Source organism: Pseudomonas sp. AC252 (assembly GCF_979258105.1).
The window spans coordinates 865257-887016 of record NZ_OZ409837.1; the positions used below are offsets into that span (position 1 = coordinate 865257).

A 21760-nucleotide genomic window follows, 5' to 3' on the forward strand; every position below is an offset into this window, starting at 1 on the left:
CTTGCCCGCGAAAGGGCCGGCACAGATGACACAAAAAAATGCCCGATCAAAAGACCGGGCATTTCTTCAATCAGGCAATCGCTTACGGATACTGCTGTACCGTACCCGGCTGTTGCTGCTGACCACCATACTGCTGGCCCGGAATAGCCTTCAGATTGACTTCAACCCGGCGGTTCTGCGCGCGGCCGTTGACGTCGCCGTTGCTGGCAATCGGGTTATCCGGGCCGGCGCCACGGGCCGACAGGTTGGCACCGCTGACGCCTTGCGAGGTCAGGTAGGTCGCGACGCTCTGCGCACGACGTTGGGACAGGTCCATGTTGTGCTGGCGGCTGCCGGTGCTGTCGGTGTAGCCGACGATTTCGATCTGGTTCTGGTTGAACTCTTTCAGCGAGTTGGCCAGGTTGTTCAGCGGCTGGTAGAAACTCGGGGCAATGTTCGCCGAATCGGTGGCGAAGGTGATGTTGCCCGGCATGATCAATTTGATCTGATCGCCCTGACGCTGCACTTCAACGCCAGTGTTGGCCATGCTCGCGCGCAATTTCTTTTCCTGCTGGTCGGCGTAGTAGCCGTAGCCTGCTGCGGAAGCACCGACAACGGCGGCGCCGATCAAGGCGCCCTTGCCACGGTTGTCGTGACCGATGGCGGCACCGGCGAGAGCGCCAGCGAGCGCACCGAGGCCACCGTATTTGGCGGTTTTGCTCATGCCTTGCGAGCCACCGTCGGCCTGACCCTGATTGTCATACGGGTTGGGCGAGGCGCAGCCGGACAACACGGCCACGGCAGTAGCGACAATAATCAAACGACGCGTGGTGAACATGGAGAGCTCCTGGTTTTTGCATTCTGTGGTGCAGCGGCCACTGCTTAACTAATGGACCTGCGCCGGCGTTGGATCATGACAATGCACAAAAATTCCACCGCACACCCGTGACAAAAAATTCAGGCACGCACAAACGGGTTCTCGCGCATCTCATCACCCAGGCGCGTATCCGGCCCGTGCCCGGTGACCACCGTCGCGTCTTCGTCCAGCGTGTACAGCCGCTGCTTGATCGAACGCACGATGGTCGCCTGATCGCCGCCCCACAAATCCGTACGCCCTACCCCGCGACGAAACAGCGTGTCGCCGGCTATCAACAGCTTAGCCTCGGAAAACCAGAAGCTCATGGAACCGGGTGTATGCCCCGGCGTGTGCAGCGCGACGCCGCAACCACAGGCCAGTTCTTCATCATCGCTCAACCAGCGATCCGGCGAAGGCACGGGCGTATACGGCACACCGAACATCTGGCATTGCATTTCCAGGTTGTCCCAGAGGAATTGATCTTCCTTGTGCAGATGCAAGGTCGCACCGGTTTTCTCTTTCATCTGCCCGGAAGCCAGAAAGTGATCGAGATGCGCGTGGGTGTGGATGATGCTGACGACTTTTAGGCCATGGGCATCGAGGCGCGCCATGATCAGATCAGGGTTGCCGCCCGGGTCGACGACGATGGCTTTTTTCGTGATCGGGTCGCCGATGATCGTGCAGTTGCACTGCAAAGGGCCGACGGGGAAGGTTTCGCGAATGAGCACTGGAATTGAGACTGACATGGAAGGATCCTGGACAGGCGGCACGGATATTGGCTTCAGGATTCTACTGCACCTGCCGATAGAGAACGCCAGGTCAGTTAATTGACGCCGCTAATCAGAAAATAGTGGCCCAATGATGTCAAACCATCCAATACTGGTGCAAAATCAACGTCTGTAGCGGCCACATTTCAGGAAGGGCCGCAGCCCATTTCAGGAATTGCGAAATGCCACGCCCAACCGAATCGACCGAAAGCCAGTATGTTTCACTGACCGGAATCAAATATCTCGACAGTCTTCTATCCGGTACCAAGTGGGCTGATGATGGAATGGGCGTCAGCCTGACTTACAGCTTTATAAGCCTGGCAAATTCGTATTTCGCGACAGATTACAGCGCAGCCAATGAATACGAAGCGGGATACGAGCTGACTGCGACCCAGCGGGCCGCAGCGACCGCCGCGCTGAGCACTTGGAGCGCAGTGGCCGACATCACTTTCCGCCAGACCAGTGACAACTGGGCCAACGTTGGGGACATCCGGTTTGGCGGCTACGCACTCATGGACGCCGACGCTGCCGCATGGGCATACACGCCGGGCGACACCCCCAATGCCGGCGACATCTGGATCGGCCCGAACACCGATGACCCGTCGCCGGTCAAAGGTACCTACGATTTCATGACATTCGTTCATGAAATCGGCCATGCACTGGGACTCAAACACCCGTTCGCACCGACCCCGGGCAACGCGACGACGATGGATCCGGCGCTGGACGACATTACCCATACGATCATGAGTTATAACAACTCATACTCTTACCACCCGACCACTCCGATGCTCCTGGACATTCTGGCGATCCAGAACCTCTACGGCGCCAATACTATGTGGGCGACAGGCAACACCGTCTACTCCTGGGCAGCCAATCAATCGGTTTTCGAAACGATATGGGACGCCGGCGGTGTCGACGCGATCGACGGCAGCAACCAGGCAGCGGCCGTGCGCATCGATCTCAACGAAGGCGCGTTCAGCAAGATCGGCAAGGTCTTCAGCGACCCTGATGGCGCTGACTTCAACGAAGGGCTGGCGATTGCGTTCGGCGCCAAGATCGAAAACGCCGTCGGTTCCGGTTTCAACGACACATTGATCGGCAACGGACTGGACAACCTGCTCAATGGCATGGCCGGGGCCGATACCATGACTGGCGGTGCCGGCAACGACAGCTACATTGTCGATGACGCGGGCGATGTGGTGGTTGAAACCGGCACCTCGCGCTCTGAAATCGACAGTGTCTTTTCGTATATCGACTACACCCTCGGCGACAATGTCGAAAACCTTACGCTGTCCGGCGCTGCGAATCTGACCGCCACGGGCAATGCACTGAATAACGAACTCACGGGCAACGCCGGCGATAACGTTCTGGACGGCGGCCTGGGGGCCGACATCATGACCGGTGGTGCCGGCAACGATATCTACATCGTCGATAACGTTGGCGATGTGGTCATCGAAACCCGTGCGCTGTACAGCGAGATCGATACCGTACAGTCTTCAATCAGCTATACCCTGGGTGCGAATGTTGAAGACCTCATTCTCACCGGCACTGCTGACATTAACGCTATCGGCAACGCGCTCGGCAATATCCTGGTCGGCAACTCGGGCAATAACCAGCTCAACGGTGGCGGCGGCATTGACGCCATGATCGGCGGCGATGGCAATGATGCTTACGCTCTGGATCAAGGTGCCGAACTGGGACTGATCCGCGAGTATGTCAACCAAGGCAACGACACGCTGATCACGCTTTTCAACGCCAATGCGCAATACAACCTCATCGACCTCAGCCAGAGCAATCTGCAGAACGTCGAAAACGTGACTGTGCTGGGTACGGGGGCGTTTACCATCGCCGGCAACAGCCTGAACAACGTCCTGGTCGGTAACGCTGACGCAAACTTCATCAATGGCGGCCAAGGCGCCGACACTATGACCGGCGGCGCTGGCAATGACACTTACATCGTCGACAATGTCAACGACGCAGTGATCGAGGCCGGTGCCTCGCTTACGGAGATCGATACGGTCTACTCCTATATCGATTACACCCTGGGCGACAATCTGGAGAATCTGAACCTGGCCGGCGAAGCAAATCTGAACGCTACCGGCAATGCACGCAACAACGCTATCTACGGTAATGCGGGCAACAACGTTCTGGATGGCGGCGTCGGTGCCGACTATATGGCAGGCGGGTTCGGCAACGATACCTACATCGTTGACAACACTGGCGATGTGATCTTTGAGGATTGGGATCTGGTTGGGGTGGTCGACACGGTCCGCGCCTCGGTCAGTTACGCCCTCAGTGCGAATCTGGAAAACCTTGTTCTGACTGGCACGGCCGACACCAACGCCATCGGCAACGGGCAGAACAACGTGCTGACAGGCAACGACGGTAATAACCAGCTCAATGGCGGTGCCGGAGTCGACACCATGATTGGTGGCAAAGGCAACGATGCCTACGCCCTCGACCAGTACGCCGAACTGGCGCTGATCCAGGAAAACGCCAACGAAGGCAACGACACCCTGATTACGCTGTTCAACGCGACCGCGTTGAACAGTACGATCGACCTCAACACCGCAAACTTGAAGAACGTCGAGAACCTGAGCGTGTCAGGGGCAGGCGCCTTTACGTTGGCAGGCAACGAACTGAACAACACCCTGATCGGTAACGCCGACGCCAACTTCATCAACGGTGGCAAAGGCATCGATATCATGCAGGGCGGCGGTGGTAACGACACCTACATCGTCGACAACATCCTCGACCAGGTCATCGAAACCGATGCAACACCGTCGCAAATCGATACGGTCTACTCTTACGTAAGCCATTATCTGAGTGCCAATGTCGAAAACCTTACACTGGTCGGCAACACTGACCTTACAGGCGTTGGTAACGCGCTGAACAACGTCATTTACGGTAACGACGGCAACAACCAGATCAATGGCGGCCTGGGTATCGACACCATGATCGGTGGCAAAGGCAATGACGATTACGCCCTCGACCAGTTCGCCGAACTGGGACTCATCCAGGAGAACGCCAGCGAAGGCATCGACAGGCTGCTCATCCAATACAACGCCAACGCGCAGACCAGCATCGTCGACCTGAATCTGACCAATCTGCAGCAAGTCGAAAATGTCATGTTGCTGGGTGGCGGTGAGTTCACGCTGGCCGGCAACAGCCTGAACAACGTCCTGATGGGCAACGCTGCTGCCAACTTCATCAACGGGGGCCTGGGCGCAGACACCATGACGGGTGGCGCTGGCAATGACACTTACATCGTCGACAACATCAACGATGCAGTGATCGAGACCGGCGTATCGCTGTCAGAAATCGACACGGTGTACTCCTACATTGATTACACCTTGGGTACCAATGTCGAGAATCTGACCCTGGCCGGGGGCAGCCACTTGAATGCCAACGGTAACGCCCTGAACAATGTGATCTACGGTAATACCGGCAACAACATCCTCGACGGTGGTGCGGGCGCCGACTTCATGGCGGGCGGTATTGGCAATGATACGTATATCGTCGACAACGTCAGTGACGTGATCAGCGAAACCAGCACTCTGGCCAATGAGATCGACACGGTCCGCTCCTCGGTCAGTTACACCCTCAGTGCGAATCTGGAAAACCTGATTCTGACGGGGACGGCCCACACCAACGCCATCGGCAATGACCAGAACAACGTGCTGACCGGCAACGACGGCAATAACCAACTCAATGGCGGTGCCGGAGTCGACACCATGATGGGTGGCAAAGGCAACGATGCCTACGCCCTCGACCAGTACGCCGAACTGGCGCTGATCCAGGAAAACGCCAACGAAGGCAGCGATACTTTGATCACGCTGTTCAACGCGACGTCAACCAGCTCCATGATTGATCTGAACATTGGCAACCTGCAAAACGTTGAAAACGTCACCGTACTCGGCGCCGGCGCATTTACCCTGGCTGGTAACGGCCTGGACAACATCCTGGTCGGCAACGCCGATGCCAACTTCATCAACGGTGGCAAGGGTGCTGACACCATGACCGGCGGCGCTGGCAACGACACGTATATCGTCGACAACATCGGCGATGTGGTCACCGAAACCGGCACGTCGCTCTCGGAAATCGACAGCGTCTATTCGTACGTCGATTACACCTTGGGGGCCAACCTGGAGATTCTGAGTCTTGTCGGGTCCGCCAGCAAAGGTACCGGCAACAGGTTGAACAACTCCATTTACGGCAACGACGCAGACAATGTCCTGGATGGCGGCGCGGGGACGGACACGCTCACAGGCGGCGCTGGCGCCGACACCTTCGTGTTCAGCTCGCGTACCGACATGGGCGTGGGCGCCAGCCGTGACGTGATCACCGATTTCAGCAGCCTGCAGGGCGACAAAATCGACCTGACGAAATTCGATGCGAACCTGCTGCAAGGCGGCATGGACGGTTTCACCTTCATCGGTGCCAATGACTTCACCGGTGCCGGGCAACTGCGCTTCGTCGACCACGTACTGTCGGGCAATGTCAGCGGCAATGCCGGCGCGGACTTTGAAATCCAGCTGGTGGGTGTGAACAGCTTCAGTGCCAACGATCTGGTGGCCTGACGCCCTGTTCAATTGCCAGGCCAGCAACCCCGGCCGGTGAACTGAAAAAAAACGCCCCGACTGGTTCGGGGCGTTTGTTTTTCTGCCGGGTCATGGCGCGATCTCAATAGAGCAATCCCAGTTCCTTGGCGCGCGCCACTGCCTGGGTACGCCGCTCGACGCCCAGTTTGCTATTGATGTGGCTGGCATGGGTTTTCACGGTGTGCAGGGAAATGAACAATTGCTCGCTGATCTCCTGATTGGAACAGCCCTGAGCAATCAGGCGCAGCACCGCCAATTCACGGCTGCTGAGCTGATCGGCAGTTGAGTTTTCTATGCTCGGTCGCGGCGCGGCTGTTGGGACATGTGTGAGCAATTGCTGGCTGACGGCGTTGCAGGCAAGCGCCTGCAATTGCCCACGCAACCAGTCGGTATGGTTTTTCAGTAGCGCATCGAAGGGTTGGAAGACACCGCCGGAAGCAGCTTCCAGCGCGAAATTCAAGGTTTTGCGTGCTTCGGGCTCGCGTCCACTCGACAACAAGAGCGCCACCTTCTGCGTCAACGCCATCACGCTGAGCAATTGCCGACCGGTCTGCTGGCCGTTTTCATGCAACACGTTCAAACGTCCTTCGGCAAGCATCGGCTGCCCTTGAATCATGTCGAGCAGTGCCTGCTGCAATTCGACGTGCAACGGCAATTGCGGATGGAATTCCGGCGGTGCCGCGGCGCGTTCACCGGTGTAGGTTTGCCCCAGTCGCGCCAACCAGGCTTCGGCCAGATCGGTGCGCCCCTGCGCCAGCCACAGTTCGCATTTGACCAGCGTGATCATCGCCAGATAGTAGATCGGCGGCACGTCCCAGATGTGCATCAGGCGTTCGGCTTCGGCGAGTTCGGCGAAGGCCTTGGCGAACTCGCCACAGGCGCCGTCCAGGCGGGCGATCACGCAGTGACCGATCAGCACGCTGATGTCGCGACAGGCGCGCGCCTCGCCGATGCCGGCCAGCAGACGCATGCGTGCGGCCTGCGGCTGCAAACGCATTGCCAGCAGAAAGCCTTCATAGAGCGTCAACCGTGCGCGCACGGCGTACAGGCGTTGCGGCGACAGACCGCGCAAGCGCTCCAGCCCCTGATGCACTTCATCCAGCGCACGCAGAATCTCGCCCCGCGATTGCAGAACCCGCGCCCTGTCGTAATGCGCCAGTGCTTCGAATAATGGATTGCCGACGCGTTGCGCCAGCTCGAGGGATTCGCGATTCAGGCCGCGGGCGCGCCACAGATCGCCGTCGGCGATCGCCAGATTGGACAAGGTCGACAGGCACATCAGCCGCTGGCCGTAACGCTTGGCCGGCAGGCTCTCCAGCGCCTCGCCGCAATAGCGCAGGGTCAGTTCGCGATGGCCGCGCCCGCGAGCGATGATCCCGCTCAACGCCAGCCACTGCGCCAGCATCGACTTCTGCGCAGTGGCCGAAGGTGCCGGCAGGAAGCGGCTCAAATGGCTGGCCAGTTCTTCGGCGGCATCGAGCTGACAGGCCAGCCCCAGCGCCCAGCTATAGAGCACGATCAGCCGTGGCGTGCTAATCAGCAGGCTGTCGGGCAAGTCCATTTTCCAGCGCAGCAGCATGCCGACGTTCTGTTCGGCGAGCAGTTGCTCTTCGGACAGGTTCTGTACCAGATTCGCCGCAACATCGAGATGCCCGGCACGCAAGGCCTGCTCAACCGCTTCGTCGAGCAGGCCTTGCGCATTGAACCAGCGGCAGGCGCGCAAATGCAGGGTGGCGTTGGGCACCATCGCCCGGGCAATTGGCCGGCTGCGCAGCAAGTCAGAGAACAAATGGTGATAGCGATACCAGTGGCCGTGCTCGTCCAGCGGCACCAGAAACACTTGGTGGGCGAGCAGAAAGCGCAGGATCTCGGCGCTGTCATGGGCTTCGCGGACCGCATCGCACAGCTCGCTGCAAAAGCGTTCCTGCGGAGCGGTTTCGTAGAGAAACGATTGCACTTCGGCCGGCAGGCAATCGATGACTTCTTCGAGCAGATAATCGCGGATCAGCCCTTCCCCGCCGTTCAGTGCTTGCGGCAGCGCGGCATCGTTGCCCGCCTCGGCCACCGCCAGCAGCCAGAAGCGCAGGCCGGCAACCCAGCCTTCACTGCGCTGGATCAGGCTCTCCAGTGCCTCGCCGCGCAGTGAGCTGCTGTGGCGATCGAGCAAGGTCAGCGCTTCGTCGTGGGTCAGGCGCAAATCCTGTTCGTGCAGTTCGAGCAACTGCCGCGACAGGCGCAGACGCGCCAGATGCCAGTCCGGGCGCTGGCGGCTGGTGACCATCACCAGCAAGCCATCGGGCAAATGATTGAGGAAAAATTGCAGGCAACGATCCAGCACCGGCCCCTGGGCGAGGTGGTAATCGTCGAGGACCAGCAGCAGCGGCGCGGCAGGATCGAGGTGCAGCGCCAGCTCATCGAGCAAACCGTCAAGCCACTCTTCGAAAGCAAACGGCTGATGACGCTGACGCATTTTCAGCAGGCCAAGAGCACCGGCGCCCAAGGCTGGAAAATAGTCTTGGAGACCTTCAAGCAAGCGCTCAAGAAAACGTCCGGGATCGCTGTCCCGTGGACTCAAACCCAACCAGAGACTTTGCCAGTGCGCTGGCAGGCTCTGACAGAACTCCACGGCCAGCGAGCTCTTGCCGAACCCGGCCGGGGCGCTGACCAGCAGCAACCGACCACCGAGCCCGGCCTGCAGACGCTGGCACAAACGCGGCCGCAAGACATAGCCATCAGGCAGCGGCGGGCGGAAAAACGCCCGTCCAGTGCTGCGACGGTGATGCTTGCGGGACCCGGAAGTGGGGACAGATCAGTCATGGCCGGCTCTTGTTCGAAGGCGATTGGCGGCGTTGCAGATGTCCGCAGCCTAGCCTTAAACGAAGAGGTAATGAAGGTCGCTGCTACAAATGGCTACAAAAAGGCTACAGACACAAAAACGCCCCGAACCGGTCGGGGCGTTTTCACGAGGATGCGGCCTCGGGTTTACCCAGGTTTAGCGAACACCATCCTGACGCAGAGCGGCCGGGGTGAAGTCGCTGGTGGTGGCGGTGAAGCCGAAGTCATAGGCCTGCTTCTCTTCGTTCTTCATGCCCAGTGCCAGATAACGGCCGGACTGCAGGTCGTAGAGGGTTTCGAGGGCATACCACGGCACTTGCTTGTCGTAGTAGTTCTCGGCATGCGCCTCGGCTACACGCCACAGTTGGCCACGACCGTCGTAGTGGTCGATGACCGCTGCCTGCCAGGTGTCCTCGTCGATGTAGAAGTCACGCTTGGCATAGATGTGGCGCTGGCCTTCCTTCAGGGTCGCGACGACGTGCCAGACGCGGCGCAGCTCGTAGCGAGCCAGGTCCTGGTTGATGTGGCCGGCCTTGATGATGTCCGAGTACTTCAGTTTCGGATCGTCGAGCTTGTAGCTGTCGGAGGCGATGTACATCTCTTTCTTGCCTTCGAGCTTCCAGTCGTAACGATCCGGCGCACCGTTGTACATGTCGAGGTTGTCCGAGGTACGCAGGCCGTCGGCGGCAGTACCCGGGCCGTCATACGACACTTGCGGTGCACGGCGCACACGACGCTGACCGGCGTTGTAAACCCACGCCGAACGCGGCTCCTTGACCTGATCGAGCGTCTCGTGCACCAGCAGTACCCCACCGGCCAGACGCGCCGGCGCGGTCACTTTCTGCTTGAAGTAGAACAGGATGTTGCCTGGGTTCGCCGGATCGTAGTCCTTCATCTTGTCGCGGAACACGAACTGGTCCTGGAAGTACACCAGGCTGTACGAGCCGTTCGGTTGCGGCGTGGCCTGGGTCACCAGACGGGTCACACTGCCGCCGCGATAGCGGGTGATGTGGTTCCAGATCACTTCCACGCCGGTTTTAGGAATCGGGAACGGCACGGCGGTATCGAAGTTTTCCAGACCGTTGCCGCCGGACACCAGATTGGTGCTGGTGGCGTTCTTCTTGATGGCGGCGAACACGTCATCCGGCACGGTGGCGCCGCGATGGGACGGATAGACCGGCATCTTGAAGGTTTCCGGGTAGCGCTTGAACATCGCGTACTGGCCCGGGGCAAGCTTGTCCTTGTACTTGTCGACATCCTTGGCAGTGATGGTGAACAGCGGCTGCTCACTGGCGTAAGGATTGGACAGGAAGCCCTTGCTGTCGACGCTGCCGGCGTTTTTCGGCAGCGGTTTCCAGGCCGGGATCGAACCATCGGCATTACCGGCCATTTCTGCGCCCATCGGCGTCAGGCTTTTGCCCAGCTTATCCGCTTCGGCAGCAGGCACCGCCGCCATGACGCTGGTCGCCAGCAGCGACAGGCCCAGAACACCGGCGTGGAACAGACTCTTTGTTATTTTCATAAATTCGTTCGTCCTGAAATGCAGTGCTTAGAAGTTCACGCCGAAGCTGAGCGCCACGAAGTCGCGGTCATCCACGGTGGTGTACTTGCCGTCGAAGAAATTGGTGTAGGCCAGGCTCGCGGTGTAGGTGTTCTGGTATTCGGCATCGACGCCCAGGCTGACCGCTTTGCGACCTTCCTCGAAGTTGCCGCCAGGGCCTGGCGAGTAACCGCTGACGTCGTGGGACCAGGCCACGTTCGGCTTGAGGTTCACGCCGGCAAACACGTCGTTGTATTCCCAGATTGCCCGGCCACGGTAGCCCCACGACATCGAAGTGGTAAAACCATCGTTGTCGCAATTGCGGCTGCGGTTGTTCTGAGGCGAACCCGGGCCGGCGCCGTTGATGGTGCTGTTGTTGAGGATGTTGGCGCAGGTATTGATCCCACCGGTGGCTGGCAACTCGCCCGGGCCGTAGACCGGATCGCGGCCATAACGCTTGTCGGAACGGCTTTCCAGGCCACCGACGTAGGTCGCGCCGACTTCACCGACGAGGGTCAGACGGCTGGCGCCCATGACCTGATCGAAGAAGTGCGTGAAGGTCGTTTGCAGTTGGGTGATTTCCTTGCGCTCGTAACCATGCAGGTCCTGGCCTGGCACGCCAGTGAGCAGCGAAGCGTTGGTCAGCGCGCCGCCCAATGGGCGTACGCCGGCAAACAGGATGTCGGTGGAGTTCAGTTGTACCGGCGCGTTCGGACGGTAGCTGATCTCACCGCTCCACGCCGTACCGGTAGGCAGGGTGGTGGAGAAGCTCAGACCGTAGAGACGAATGTCTTCCGGGTATTCGATGAAGTAGTTCGAGTTGCCCGCGACCAGCAGTGGTGCGAGCGCGGCAAACGGCCCTGGCAGACCGGCGGCGGTGTTGTACACCGATTGCGGTGCACCGGTGGCGCTGAAGATCGGCGCACGGCTGTGATAGTTCATGAAGTAGGCGCCGAACTCGGTGTCGAGTGGCTCGAACATGTATTTGAGGGACGCGCCCCACTGACCGCTGTCGCGCGCGTCACGGTCCGGCCCACGGCGCACCAGCACGCCCTCTTCGTCAACGTTGACACCGTTGGCGGCCAACGGCCCCAAAGCGATCGCCGGAATCTGCGAACGCTTGTTCAGTACGCGCAGATTGCTGTCGCAACCGTCGGCTACGATGTCCGGCTGGGAGAAGAAGGTGCCGCAGTTGTCGACGACGGTCTGGTCCCATTCCAGTTGGTAGAACGCTTCGGCCGAGAGGTTATCGGTAAGGCTCTGGGACACGTAGAACATGTTGACCGGAATCAGGCCTTCCTTGATCTCGGCGCCCGGACGACGGAACGCGGAGACGTCGATCGGGTTGATCGAGTTGATGCCGCCGCCGATGAAGGTACTTTCACCCCAGCTCACTACCTGCTTGCCCAGACGCACGGAACCTGGCTGATCGGCAATCGCGTAGTTGTGGTAGACGAAGGCGTCGAGGATCTGTCCGCCGGAGGACTTGGCGCCCTCTTTGCGGTTGCTGTCGCTGATGTCCTTGAACTGGCGGCTCTCGTCCTTCAGTTCGAAGTCGTACCAGTACTTGCCACGGACGAACACGCCGGTGTCGCCGTATTTCAATTCAAGATCATGGATGCCCTTGAAGATCTTCGAGAAGGTTTCGCCGCTCTTGAAGTTGGCGTGGCCGTCATCGGAGGTCTGCGACAGGCCGCGGCCACCGTTGTTGACGCCGATGAGGTTCTTGTTCGGGCTCTGAGTAGACCAACTGGCGCCGATCGACAGGGACGAGTCGAACTGGCCTTCGATTTCACCGACGTTGAAACTGACGCCGAATGCAGGCCCGGCGAGCGAGGAGGCAAGACTGACCGCCAGAGGCAGTTTCGCCCGGCGCCAGAACTGGTTTACTGAGGTCATCGACGCTACTCCATGTGCATTATTGTTATGGCAGTGAGTACTTTTAAAAACGCTGTGGAGGACCGGGCGCCAGGGCTGCCCGAAATCGTTCCAGAGTTGCTCGCCCCGATCAGTGCGTGTGCTCCGTTTTCAAAAAGTCCTTGAGCGGACTATAGCCAGCGGGTGGTAGTGCTTGATCCCTCTAAAGTGTGATTTGCAGCCGCCAACCACTCTGGAACAGTCCTTTCGCCAGTCCGACACACGTCGGCACGGCAAGGATGGCTGATTTTTTCGATTTCACAAGCCAAGCGCTTGCTTGGTGGGTCTGGCGCGCCGGTTTCGGCGCGCCAGCAGACACTCAAAGTGTCGAAAGGAAGGTGCTGTTGTTGGCCTGCCATTCAGTGATGTCGAGGCGGATGCGCTTCTTGTCGAGCTTGCCGACACTGGTCTTGGGAATTTCGGTAACAAGGGCGATCTGACTGGGAATCGCCCACTTGCTCAGGTGCCCCAGCTCGACGAACGGCTTGAGGTGTTCCTTGAGCTCGCGTGCACCAATCACCTGCCCTTCGCGCACCACCAGCAAGGCAAACGGGCGCTCGCCCCACTGGGGATCGGCGATGCCCACCACTGCTACTTCGCGTACCGCCGCATGCCGGCTGATGAGGTCTTCGAGGTCGAGGGAGGAGATCCACTCGCCGCCGGTCTTGATCACGTCCTTGATGCGATCACGAATATCGATCACGCCCATGCTGTCGAGCGTGGCGACGTCACCGGTGTGCAACCAGCCACCGGCCCAGAGCTCGGCGCCCTTCTGCGGCTCGTTGAAATAACCTTCGGTCAGCCATGGCGCGCGCAGCACCAGTTCGCCCTGGGTTTCGCCGTCGGCCGGAAGGAAATTGCCATCGCCGTCGACAATCGCCGCTTCGACCAACGGCCCCGGCACACCGGCCTTGATCCGGTAAGTGGTGCGCTCGTCTTCGCTGCCGGCCATCAATTCGTCGTTGAGGTGCGCGCAGGACACCAGCGGCCCGGTTTCCGACATGCCGTACGCGGCCGTCAGCTGAATGCCACGGGCCTTGGCGTTTTCATAGAGGCTGCGATTGAGTGCGCTGCCGCCGATGACGATCTTCCAGCCGCCGAAGTCGGCACCCTGCGCGGCCTTGGCGTTGAGCAGCATCTGCAGGATGGTCGGCACGCAATGGGAAAAGGTGACCTTCTCCTTGCGCCACAACTCCACCAGATACTCCGGGTCGTAGCGCCCCGGATAAACCTGCTTGAGCCCGAGCATGGTCGCCACGTACGGCAACCCCCAGGCGTGGACGTGGAACATCGGCGTGATCGGCATGTACACATCGTTGGTGCCGAGCAGCCGCACGCTGTCGATCGAACCCATGATCGTCGCCACGCCGATGGTGTGCAGCACCAGTTGCCGATGGGTGAAATACACGCCTTTCGGATTGCCCGTGGTGCCGGTGGTGTAGAACGTGGTGGCCACCGAGTTTTCGTCGAAGTCCTGGAAATCGTATTGCGCACTCGCAGCGGCCAGCAGTTGCTCGTATTCGCCGACGAGGTTGGGCAGCTCTGCGGTTTTCTCCGGGAGATCGGTCAGCAGCAGGGTTTTCTCGACCGTGGTCAGCTGCGGCGCGATGGCCTGGTACAGACCGACGAACTCGCTGTTGACCAGCACGAAGCGGTCCTCGGCGTGGTTCATGGTGTAGAGGATCTGCTCGGGCGACAGGCGCACGTTGATGGTGTGAATCACCGCGCCGATCATCGGAATGGCGAACATGCATTCCAGGTAACGGTGGCTGTCCCAGTCCATCACCGCCACGGTGTCACCGGCCTTGACCCCGGCAGTCGTCAGCACATTGGCCAGCCGCGCGACGCGTTCGATCAGGGTCGGATAACTGTAGCGCAACTGGTCGCGGTAGATGATTTCGCGGGTTTTCTCGTAACGGGCGCCGGACATCAGCAGCCGTTTGATCAGCAATGGATACTGGTAGGCCCCATCGGCCGGCGGAATGACCCGAGTCTGCAACATAAGAATCCCTTTTCTGACTGCACGGTGTTGGCGGAGAGATTCGTACTCTAGTGCGCCTGCATGACAGTCAAATCAGCCAAAGGAATGATTTGCAGAGCCGTGCAAATGCTAGCTTTGCGCCAGCATTTCGGGCCGAAGTTGAAGAAAACACGACCTGTGCGAGCAGGCTCGCTCCCACAGGGATTGATGTGTTCCAGTTCTCAATGCATCTCGGTGAACGCGATTTTCACGCCGAGAGCAATCAGCACCGCGCCCATGGTGCGGTCGAACCAGTGGCCCATGCGGGCGAAGCCGGCGCGCACGCGTTGCTGGCTGAACAGCATCGCCACCAGGCAGAACCAGATCGCCGTTGCCAGCGCCAGGTACACGCCATAACCGGCCTGCACGGCCAGCGGCGTGTGCGGGTTGATCACCACGGTGAACAGCGAGAGGAAAAACAGCGTGGCTTTCGGGTTCAGGCCGTTGGTGACGAAGCCCGAGGTGAACGCACCCCGCGCAGTTCGCACGCCGGCTTCCTTGTGCAAGTCATCGGTGACGGTTTTCGCCGGTTGCGCGCGCAAGGCCTTGAAGCCGATGTACAGCAAGTAAGCAGCTGCCGCCCACTTCAACGCATTGAACAGCACAATCGACTGCGAGACGATCAGACCGATGCCGAGCAACGAATAGCCGACATGCAGGAAAATCGCCATGCCCACGCCCAGCGCGGTCCAGGTGCCGGCGCGACGCCCATGGGTCACGCTCTCGCGCACGACCACGGCAAAGTCCGGGCCGGGACTGGCGACGGCGAGCAAGTGGATCAGGGCAACGGTCAAGAACTCGGTCCAGTACATGGGGGCTCCTCTTGGATTGATCGATCACATCGTTGCCATGCTGTAGACGCAACTTTTGTGGGAGCGGGCTTGCTCGCGAATGCGGTGTCCCATTCAACCTTTGCATTGAATGACACACCGCCTTCGCGAGCAAGCCCGCTCCCACACGAGACGGCACTACTTCAGGGCTGAGTAACCAATTGTTTCATCTGGTAGGCTCGGCAGAGTACGCCCTCCGCTCACAGCACAAAAGGTACAGTTGATGACGAACACGCGCCGCGCGGTATTCCTTGATCATCCTTCGCTGGATCTAGGCGATCTGGACCTCGGTCCGTTGCGCGAATGCTTCAGCGACTTGCAGCTGTTCGCCCAGACTTTGCCGGAACAGGTCAGCGAACGCCTGCACGGCGCCAGTGTGGCGATCACCAACAAAGTCGTGATCGACGCGGCCGCGATGGCTGCCAACCCGCAACTGAAACTGATCCTGATCAGCGCCACCGGCACCAACAATGTCGACCTCACTGCCGCCCGCGCCCACGGCATCACCGTGTGCAATTGCCAGGCTTACGGCACGCCGTCGGTGGCGCAACACACGATCATGCTGTTGCTCAACCTCGCCACGCGCCTGGCCGACTATCAGAAAGCTGTGGGCGAAGGCCGCTGGCACCAGGCGAAGCAGTTCTGCCTGCTCGATTACCCGATCGTCGAACTGCAAGGCAAAACCCTTGGCCTGCTCGGCCATGGCGAGCTCGGTGGCGCCGTGGCGCGACTGGCCGAGGCGTTCGGCATGCGCGTGTTGCTCGGGCAGATTCCCGGGCGCCCGGCGCGGCCGGATCGTTTGCCGCTGAATGAACTGCTGCCGCAGATCGACGCGCTGACCCTGCATTGCCCGCTCAACGAGCACACCCGGCATTTCATCGGTGCCCGCGAATTGGCCTCAATGAAGCCCGGCGCATTTGTGGTCAATACCGCTCGCGGCGGCCTGATCGATGAGCAGGCGTTGGCCGACGCTCTGCGTATCGGCCACCTCGGCGGCGCGGCGACCGATGTGTTGAGTGTCGAGCCACCGACCCAAGGCAATCCGCTACTTGCGGCCGATATCCCGCGCCTGATCGTCACCCCGCACAATGCCTGGGGCAGCCGCGAGGCGCGCCAGCGTATCGTCGCCCAACTGAGCGAAAACGCCGAAGCGTTTTTCAGCGGTGAGGCGCTGCGGGTCGTCAGTTGATAAACTGCGGCACTTTTTCAAGGAGCAGTTATGGATCCGCGCAGTGAAGTACTGCTTCGTCAGGCCGAGTTATTCCAGGGTTCGCTGCTGTTGGCCGGCCTGCCCGCCGATGATTTGCTCGGGCGTCTGCCGAATGCGTTCGGCTGGTGCTGGCACGCTGGCGACCAAGCCGCACTGGACGCGCGTTTCGAGGGCCGCAGCCAGTTCGGCGTGAATGTCCCGGAGCGCGAGTTCGACAGCGCTGTGGTGTTCCTGCCCAAGTCCAAGGACCTCACCGATTACATCCTCAACGCCGTGGCGTCGCGTCTGGCCGGGCGCGAGGTGTTTCTGGTCGGGGAAAAACGCAGCGGCATCGAAGGCGCGTCGAAACAGCTCAACCCGTTCGGCAAGCCGCGCAAACTCGACAGCGCTCGCCACTGTCAGCTCTGGCAAGTCACCGTGGCCAATGCGCCTGAAGCGAAATCGCTGGAAAGCCTGGCGCAGACGTACGAACTGCCGCTGGCCGAAGGACCGATGAAAGTCATCAGCCTACCAGGCGTGTTCAGCCACGGTCGCCTGGATCGCGGCAGCGCCCTGCTGCTGGAGCATCTGGACAAACTGCCGAGCGGCCATCTGCTCGATTTCGGTTGCGGTGCCGGCGTGCTCGGGGCTGCGGTGAAACGTCGCTATCCGCACAACCAGGTGACCTTGCTCGATGTCGACGCATTCGCTGCCGCCAGCAGCCGCCTGACCCTTGCTGCCAACGGCCTGGAAGCGGAAGTACTGACCGGCGATGGCATCGATGCCGCACCGATGGGTTTGAGCGCGATTCTGAGCAATCCGCCTTTCCATGTCGGCGTGCATACCGATTATTTCGCTACGGAGAATTTGCTGCGAAAAGCGGCGAAACATCTGAAAAACGGTGGCGAACTGCGCCTTGTGGCGAACAGCTTCCTCAAGTATCAGCCGCTGATCGAGGAGCACCTAGGCGTGTGTGCGATCAAAGCCGAAGGCAACGGCTTCCGGATTTACCGGGCCAAGCGCGGTTGAAAATTTGTTCTTGCCCAATCGGATTTGCCTAGGCAGAATCCGCTCCGTCCTAGGGGAGTAGTCTCCCACGAGCGCCATGCTCGTCCGGCATACGTCAACATACTTGATCCTCAGATCATGGCGTATGCGACCCAAGCGTCCGCACCAGACGGATCGCAGGGTTTGACAAGACCTATGACACGCACACCTTACCCGGGGCGGGAAGGCTGTACGTGTCATAGCCGTGTCGACCCGCCCCTTAGGAAATCCCTGATGCTGGACTCGTTACTCGTTCCCACCGCAATCGTTGCCTTGGCCGAAATCGGCGACAAGACGCAACTGCTCGCGCTGATTCTCGCCGCTCGCTTTCGCAAACCCTGGCCGATCATTGCCGGGATTGTCGCCGCGACCCTGGCCAACCACGCAGCAGCCGGTGCGGTAGGTGCCTGGTTCGGCAGTTTTTCTCCGACGCCGTCCTGCACTGGATTCTCGCCGCCAGCTTCGCCGCCACGGCGCTGTGGACTCTGGTCCCGGACAAAATAGATGACGACGAAGCCAGCACGGCGCGCAAGTTCGGGCCGTTCCTGACCACGCTCATCGCGTTCTTCCTCGCGGAAATCGGTGACAAGACGCAGATCGCCACAGTGATGCTCGCCGCGCAATACCCGGAACTGTGGCTGGTGATTATCGGCACAACCGTCGGCATGCTGATTGCCAACGTGCCGGTGGTACTGGCGGGCAATTTTGCCGCAGAGAAACTGCCGCTGACCCTGATCCGCCGCCTCGCGGCTTCGGCGTTCATGATTCTGGCGATTGTTGCGGTTTATAAAGCGATGCAGAGCAGCGGTTGGGTTTGAAGCAGCTGCCAGCTGCAAGCTGCAAGCTGCAAGCTGCAAGCCCAGCGAGTCTGCTTTGACTTGTAGCTTGCCGCTTGAAGCTTGTAACTGCTCTATTCAGGACTTCGGCGCTTTTTCGTAGAGCGGCATCACTTTCGGAATCGCTGCCTGCAACGCAGCAATGCGGCTGCTGGAGGCCGGGTGGGTGCTCATGAATTCCGGCGGCGCGCCTTCGGAAGCCTTGCTCATCTTGTCCCACAGAGTGATCGCCGCGTTCGGGTTGTAGCCGGCGCGGGCGGCCAGTTCCAGGCCGATCAGGTCGGCTTCGTTTTCGTTGGCGCGGCTGTTGGGCAAGGTCATGCCGTAGTTGGCCACGGTGTCGGCCAGCGCCAGGCTGTCCTGACCCAAGCCGAACAAGGCACCGGCGCCCTGCTTGGCCATTTCCATACCATAGGCCTTGGACATCGCTTCACGACCGTGCTCGCGCAGGGCGTGGGCAATTTCATGGCCCATGACCGCAGCGATTTCGTCGTCGGTGAGTTTCAGGCTGTCGATCAGCCCGGTATAGAAAATGATCTTGCCGCCGGGACCGCAGTTGGCGTTGAGCTCATCGCTCTTGATCAGATTGACTTCCCATTGCCACTGCGCCGCGTCCGGGCGGAAGGTCGGCGCCTGGGCGATCAAGCGGTTGGCGATGGTCTGCACGCGCTTGGCTTCCGGGCTGGTCTTGTCCAGCACACCCTTGCTCGACGCCTCTCCGACAGTCTTCTGATACGACTGCGCGTACATCTGGTCGACCTCTTGCGAGGACAGCATGCTGAACATGTACTGCTTGCGCTCCACGCCCACGGCACCGCCGCTGGTGGTGTTGACCGACTGACAACCGGCCAGCAACAGCGCTGCGCTCAAAGCACTTACCACTAATGTCTTGTTCATTCAAAAGCTCCCTGAAAACCTGAGGCGTATCCTAGGCGGCTAATTGTATTGACGCCAGATACAACGCACATTGCGCGCACATTCACCTAAGGCCGCAAGACTGGCTGGAAATTCCTCAACGCGCATTGAATCCGCCGTGCACCGATCCATCAGCGACATCGCGCGGCGATTCCGACCAACGTCTCTCATGGCCCCGCACACCCCGCCGATAAATCCCTCGCAGATAGTCCTCTTGCGTGCGGAGCTCCCATGAAGTTCAAGTCGATCCAGTTTTCCGTCGCCGCCCTGGCCGGCGCCATCGTTCTCAGCGTGGTCGCGGCGCTGGTGCTGTACGCGCTGTTCTCCGGCGCTCGCACTCAAGAGATGGTGCAACAGCGCACCCAGGCGCAGTTCGAGCAAGTCATCGAGCAGCGCCTGACTTCGCTGGCGCAGACGCAGGTCAGCCAGATCCAGCGCGAACTCGAAGCGCCGCTGCTAATTGCCGGCGGTCTGGTGCGCGTCAACGCCCTGCTCGGCACAAACGGCGCGGATGGCCAGCCGCGCCTGAGCGTCAGCCGCGAGCAACTGATCAGCCTGATCAAGGAAAACGTCGAAAAAAACCCGAAGATTCTCGGCACCTACATCGGCTGGGAAAAAAACGCGCTGGACCACAATGACGCGGCTTACGTCGGCAGCTCTGTGGTCGGTATCGATCCTGCCAACGGGCGCTTTTTGCCTTGGTGGTTCCGCAATACCGACGGCAGCCTGGGCGTGGACAAACTGGCCGATGTCGACGATCAGAAAACCCTGTCCACCGGGGTGCGCGCCAGCGAGTACTACCTGTGTTCGAAAGAGACGAAGAAACCTTGTGTGATCGACCCGGCACCGTACAAGGTCGGCGACAAGATCGTCATGCTCGCCTCGTTCATCGAACCGATCATGGTCAACGGCGCGTTTCAGGGCATCGTCGGCGCCGACCTCTCGGTGAACTTCATTCAGGACATGCTCCTCGCCGCCAACCAGAAGCTTTACAGCGGCGCCGGTGAAATGGCGCTGGTCGGCGGCAACGGTCGGATCGTTGCCTACACCAAGGATTCGAGCAAATTCGGTGAAAAAGTCAGCGACATCCTCGACGCCGAACAGACCAGCAACCTGGCCAACCTCAAGCGCGACGAGGTGACTTATTCGGTCAATCAGGCCAAGGGCCGCATCGAGTTGTACCTGCCGTTCGGCATCGGCCAGACCGACGCACGCTGGACGCTGATGCTGCAATTGCCGCTCAACGCGGTCATGGCCGATCTGCAAAACCTCCAGGCCGACCTTGATGCCCAGCGCAAATCCGACACCTTTGGCATGGCCATGGTCGGCCTGATCATTGCCGGCATCGGCCTGTTGGTGATCTGGCTGGTGGGCCACGGCATCGCGCGGCCACTCAAGCAAATGGTCGCCATGCTCGATGACATCGCTCAGGGCGAAGGCGATCTGACCCGTCGCTTGAGCAGCGACCGCAGCGATGAACTGGGCTCGATTGCCAAAGGCTTCAACACCTTCCTCGCCAAGTTGCAGGCGATGATCACCCAGGTGGTGACCTCGGTGCAGAGCGTCAGCGATTCCTCGGAACACACCGCTGACATCGCCATCCGCACCAACATCGGCGTGCAGAAACAGATGGCCGAGATTGATCAGGTGGCGACAGCGGTGCAGGAAATGACCGCCACCGCCCAGGACGTGGCACGCAACGCCACCCAGGCGGCGCAAGCGGCAAGCCACGCCGATCAGGCCGCCAGCCAAGGCATGCAAATCGTCCGCGACACATCCAATTCAATTGGCGTGCTGGCGGTGGAAATCGGCAAGGCTGTCGACGTGGTGCAGACGCTGGCCAAGGACAGCGAAAACATCAACGCCATTCTTACCGCCATTCGTGGCATCGCCGAACAGACCAACCTGCTGGCACTGAACGCCGCAATCGAGGCCGCGCGGGCCGGCGAGCAGGGTCGCGGTTTTGCCGTGGTTGCGGATGAAGTGCGCAATCTGGCGCAGAAAACCCAGAAGGCCACTGAAGAAATTCAGACGATGATCCAGCAATTGCAGCAAGGCACCCGCGACGTGGTGCGCGTGATGGAAGACAGCCAGAACCGCACCGATGAGAGCGTGCAACACGCGGCGAAAGCGGCCGAAGCGCTGGAGACCATTACCCAGGCGGTGTCGGTGATCAACGACATGAACACGCAGATTGCCAGCGCGGCGGAAGAGCAAAGCGCAGTGGCCGACGACATCAACCGCAATGTGATCAACATCGGTCAGGTGGCGAATGAAGTGGCCGGCGGTGCGGATGAATCGAGTTCGGCGAGCGCCGGGCTGACCAAACTGGCCGAGCAGCAGCGGCGGTTGATCAATCAGTTCAAGGTTTGATCTTTAGATCCTCTTCGCGAGCAGGCTCGCTCCCACAGTTGGATTGCATTCACAT

12 protein-coding genes, 2 pseudogenes and 1 riboswitch are annotated in these 21760 nt (G+C 60.2%); of the genes and pseudogenes, 6 read left to right on the forward strand and 8 right to left on the reverse strand.

Annotation, left to right across the window (positions count from 1 at the left end):
• Positions 1 to 82: 82 nt before the first annotated feature.
• Positions 83 to 817 (reverse strand): YiaD family glycine zipper/OmpA-like lipoprotein, encoded by a 735-nt coding sequence (locus tag ACZZZ4_RS04010; RefSeq protein ID WP_041479972.1) that lies wholly within the window; start codon positions 815 to 817, stop codon positions 83 to 85.
• 119 nt (positions 818 to 936) lie between these two features.
• Entirely contained in the window at positions 937 to 1581 is a 645-nt protein-coding gene (locus tag ACZZZ4_RS04015; protein WP_463547291.1) for an MBL fold metallo-hydrolase, read from the reverse strand.
• A gap of 203 nt (positions 1582 to 1784) precedes the next feature.
• Here ACZZZ4_RS04015 and ACZZZ4_RS04020 point away from each other — a divergent pair, with 203 nt between their 5' ends.
• Entirely contained in the window at positions 1785 to 6182 is a 4398-nt protein-coding gene (locus tag ACZZZ4_RS04020) for a matrixin family metalloprotease (protein WP_463547292.1), read from the forward strand.
• Between the two features lie 103 nt (positions 6183 to 6285).
• Here the strand turns inward: ACZZZ4_RS04020 and ACZZZ4_RS04025 are convergent, their stop codons facing one another.
• From ACZZZ4_RS04025 to ACZZZ4_RS04045, 5 genes are all read right to left on the reverse strand, one after another.
• Positions 6286 to 8673, reverse strand: a complete 2388-nt coding sequence (locus tag ACZZZ4_RS04025; protein ID WP_463549252.1) for a LuxR C-terminal-related transcriptional regulator — start codon at positions 8671 to 8673, stop codon at positions 6286 to 6288.
• Positions 8674 to 9195: 522 nt separating this feature from the next.
• Positions 9196 to 10560, reverse strand: a complete 1365-nt coding sequence (locus tag ACZZZ4_RS04030; protein WP_024014265.1) for a DUF1329 domain-containing protein — start codon at positions 10558 to 10560, stop codon at positions 9196 to 9198.
• Between the two features lie 27 nt (positions 10561 to 10587).
• Positions 10588 to 12477: a DUF1302 domain-containing protein gene (locus tag ACZZZ4_RS04035; RefSeq protein WP_310406004.1), complete on the reverse strand. Its 1890-nt coding sequence runs from the start codon at positions 12475 to 12477 to the stop codon at positions 10588 to 10590.
• 337 nt (positions 12478 to 12814) lie between these two features.
• Entirely contained in the window at positions 12815 to 14497 is a 1683-nt protein-coding gene (locus ACZZZ4_RS04040; protein WP_463547293.1) for a fatty acid--CoA ligase, read from the reverse strand.
• A 200-nt stretch (positions 14498 to 14697) separates the two neighbouring features.
• Positions 14698 to 15327 (reverse strand): LysE family translocator, encoded by a 630-nt coding sequence (locus ACZZZ4_RS04045; protein WP_463547294.1) that lies wholly within the window; start codon positions 15325 to 15327, stop codon positions 14698 to 14700.
• 241 nt (positions 15328 to 15568) lie between these two features.
• Between ACZZZ4_RS04045 and ACZZZ4_RS04050 the strand changes: the two genes are divergently transcribed.
• From ACZZZ4_RS04050 to ACZZZ4_RS04060, 3 genes and pseudogenes are all read left to right on the forward strand, one after another.
• On the forward strand, positions 15569 to 16534 hold the full coding sequence (locus ACZZZ4_RS04050) for a 2-hydroxyacid dehydrogenase (RefSeq protein WP_463547295.1): 966 nt from the start codon (positions 15569 to 15571) through the stop codon (positions 16532 to 16534).
• Positions 16535 to 16564: 30 nt separating this feature from the next.
• Positions 16565 to 17563: a methyltransferase gene (locus ACZZZ4_RS04055; RefSeq protein ID WP_463547296.1), complete on the forward strand. Its 999-nt coding sequence runs from the start codon at positions 16565 to 16567 to the stop codon at positions 17561 to 17563.
• 39 nt (positions 17564 to 17602) lie between these two features.
• A riboswitch (yybP-ykoY riboswitch) is annotated at positions 17603 to 17727 on the forward strand.
• A gap of 88 nt (positions 17728 to 17815) precedes the next feature.
• A pseudogene (locus ACZZZ4_RS04060) lies at positions 17816 to 18399 on the forward strand (TMEM165/GDT1 family protein).
• A 96-nt stretch (positions 18400 to 18495) separates the two neighbouring features.
• Here the strand turns inward: ACZZZ4_RS04060 and ACZZZ4_RS04065 are convergent.
• The gene (locus ACZZZ4_RS04065) at positions 18496 to 19314 is read right to left on the reverse strand and encodes a M48 family metallopeptidase (protein ID WP_016773242.1); all 819 of its coding nucleotides are present in this window, start codon (positions 19312 to 19314) and stop codon (positions 18496 to 18498) included.
• Positions 19315 to 20652: 1338 nt separating this feature from the next.
• Here ACZZZ4_RS04065 and ACZZZ4_RS04070 point away from each other — a divergent pair.
• Both ACZZZ4_RS04070 and ACZZZ4_RS04075 read left to right on the forward strand, forming a co-directional pair.
• A pseudogene (locus ACZZZ4_RS04070) lies at positions 20653 to 20850 on the forward strand (HAMP domain-containing protein); the annotation flags it as partial.
• Between the two features lie 111 nt (positions 20851 to 20961).
• Complete coding sequence (locus ACZZZ4_RS04075; RefSeq protein ID WP_430981869.1) at positions 20962 to 21705, forward strand: methyl-accepting chemotaxis protein; 744 nt, start codon at positions 20962 to 20964, stop codon at positions 21703 to 21705.
• Positions 21706 to 21760: the final 55 nt, after the last annotated feature.

Coding starts and splice junctions, on each gene's coding strand:
- ACZZZ4_RS04010 (WP_041479972.1), bottom strand. CDS start 817: ATGTTCACCACGCGTCGTTTGATTATTGTCGCTACTGCCGTGGCCGTG.
- ACZZZ4_RS04015 (WP_463547291.1), bottom strand. CDS start 1,581: ATGTCAGTCTCAATTCCAGTGCTCATTCGCGAAACCTTCCCCGTCGGC.
- ACZZZ4_RS04020 (WP_463547292.1), top strand. CDS start 1,785: ATGCCACGCCCAACCGAATCGACCGAAAGCCAGTATGTTTCACTGACC.
- ACZZZ4_RS04025 (WP_463549252.1), bottom strand. CDS start 8,673: ATGCGTCAGCGTCATCAGCCGTTTGCTTTCGAAGAGTGGCTTGACGGT.
- ACZZZ4_RS04030 (WP_024014265.1), bottom strand. CDS start 10,560: ATGAAAATAACAAAGAGTCTGTTCCACGCCGGTGTTCTGGGCCTGTCG.
- ACZZZ4_RS04035 (WP_310406004.1), bottom strand. CDS start 12,477: ATGACCTCAGTAAACCAGTTCTGGCGCCGGGCGAAACTGCCTCTGGCG.
- ACZZZ4_RS04040 (WP_463547293.1), bottom strand. CDS start 14,497: ATGTTGCAGACTCGGGTCATTCCGCCGGCCGATGGGGCCTACCAGTAT.
- ACZZZ4_RS04045 (WP_463547294.1), bottom strand. CDS start 15,327: ATGTACTGGACCGAGTTCTTGACCGTTGCCCTGATCCACTTGCTCGCC.
- ACZZZ4_RS04050 (WP_463547295.1), top strand. CDS start 15,569: ATGACGAACACGCGCCGCGCGGTATTCCTTGATCATCCTTCGCTGGAT.
- ACZZZ4_RS04055 (WP_463547296.1), top strand. CDS start 16,565: ATGGATCCGCGCAGTGAAGTACTGCTTCGTCAGGCCGAGTTATTCCAG.
- ACZZZ4_RS04065 (WP_016773242.1), bottom strand. CDS start 19,314: ATGAACAAGACATTAGTGGTAAGTGCTTTGAGCGCAGCGCTGTTGCTG.
- ACZZZ4_RS04075 (WP_430981869.1), top strand. CDS start 20,962: ATGGCCGAGATTGATCAGGTGGCGACAGCGGTGCAGGAAATGACCGCC.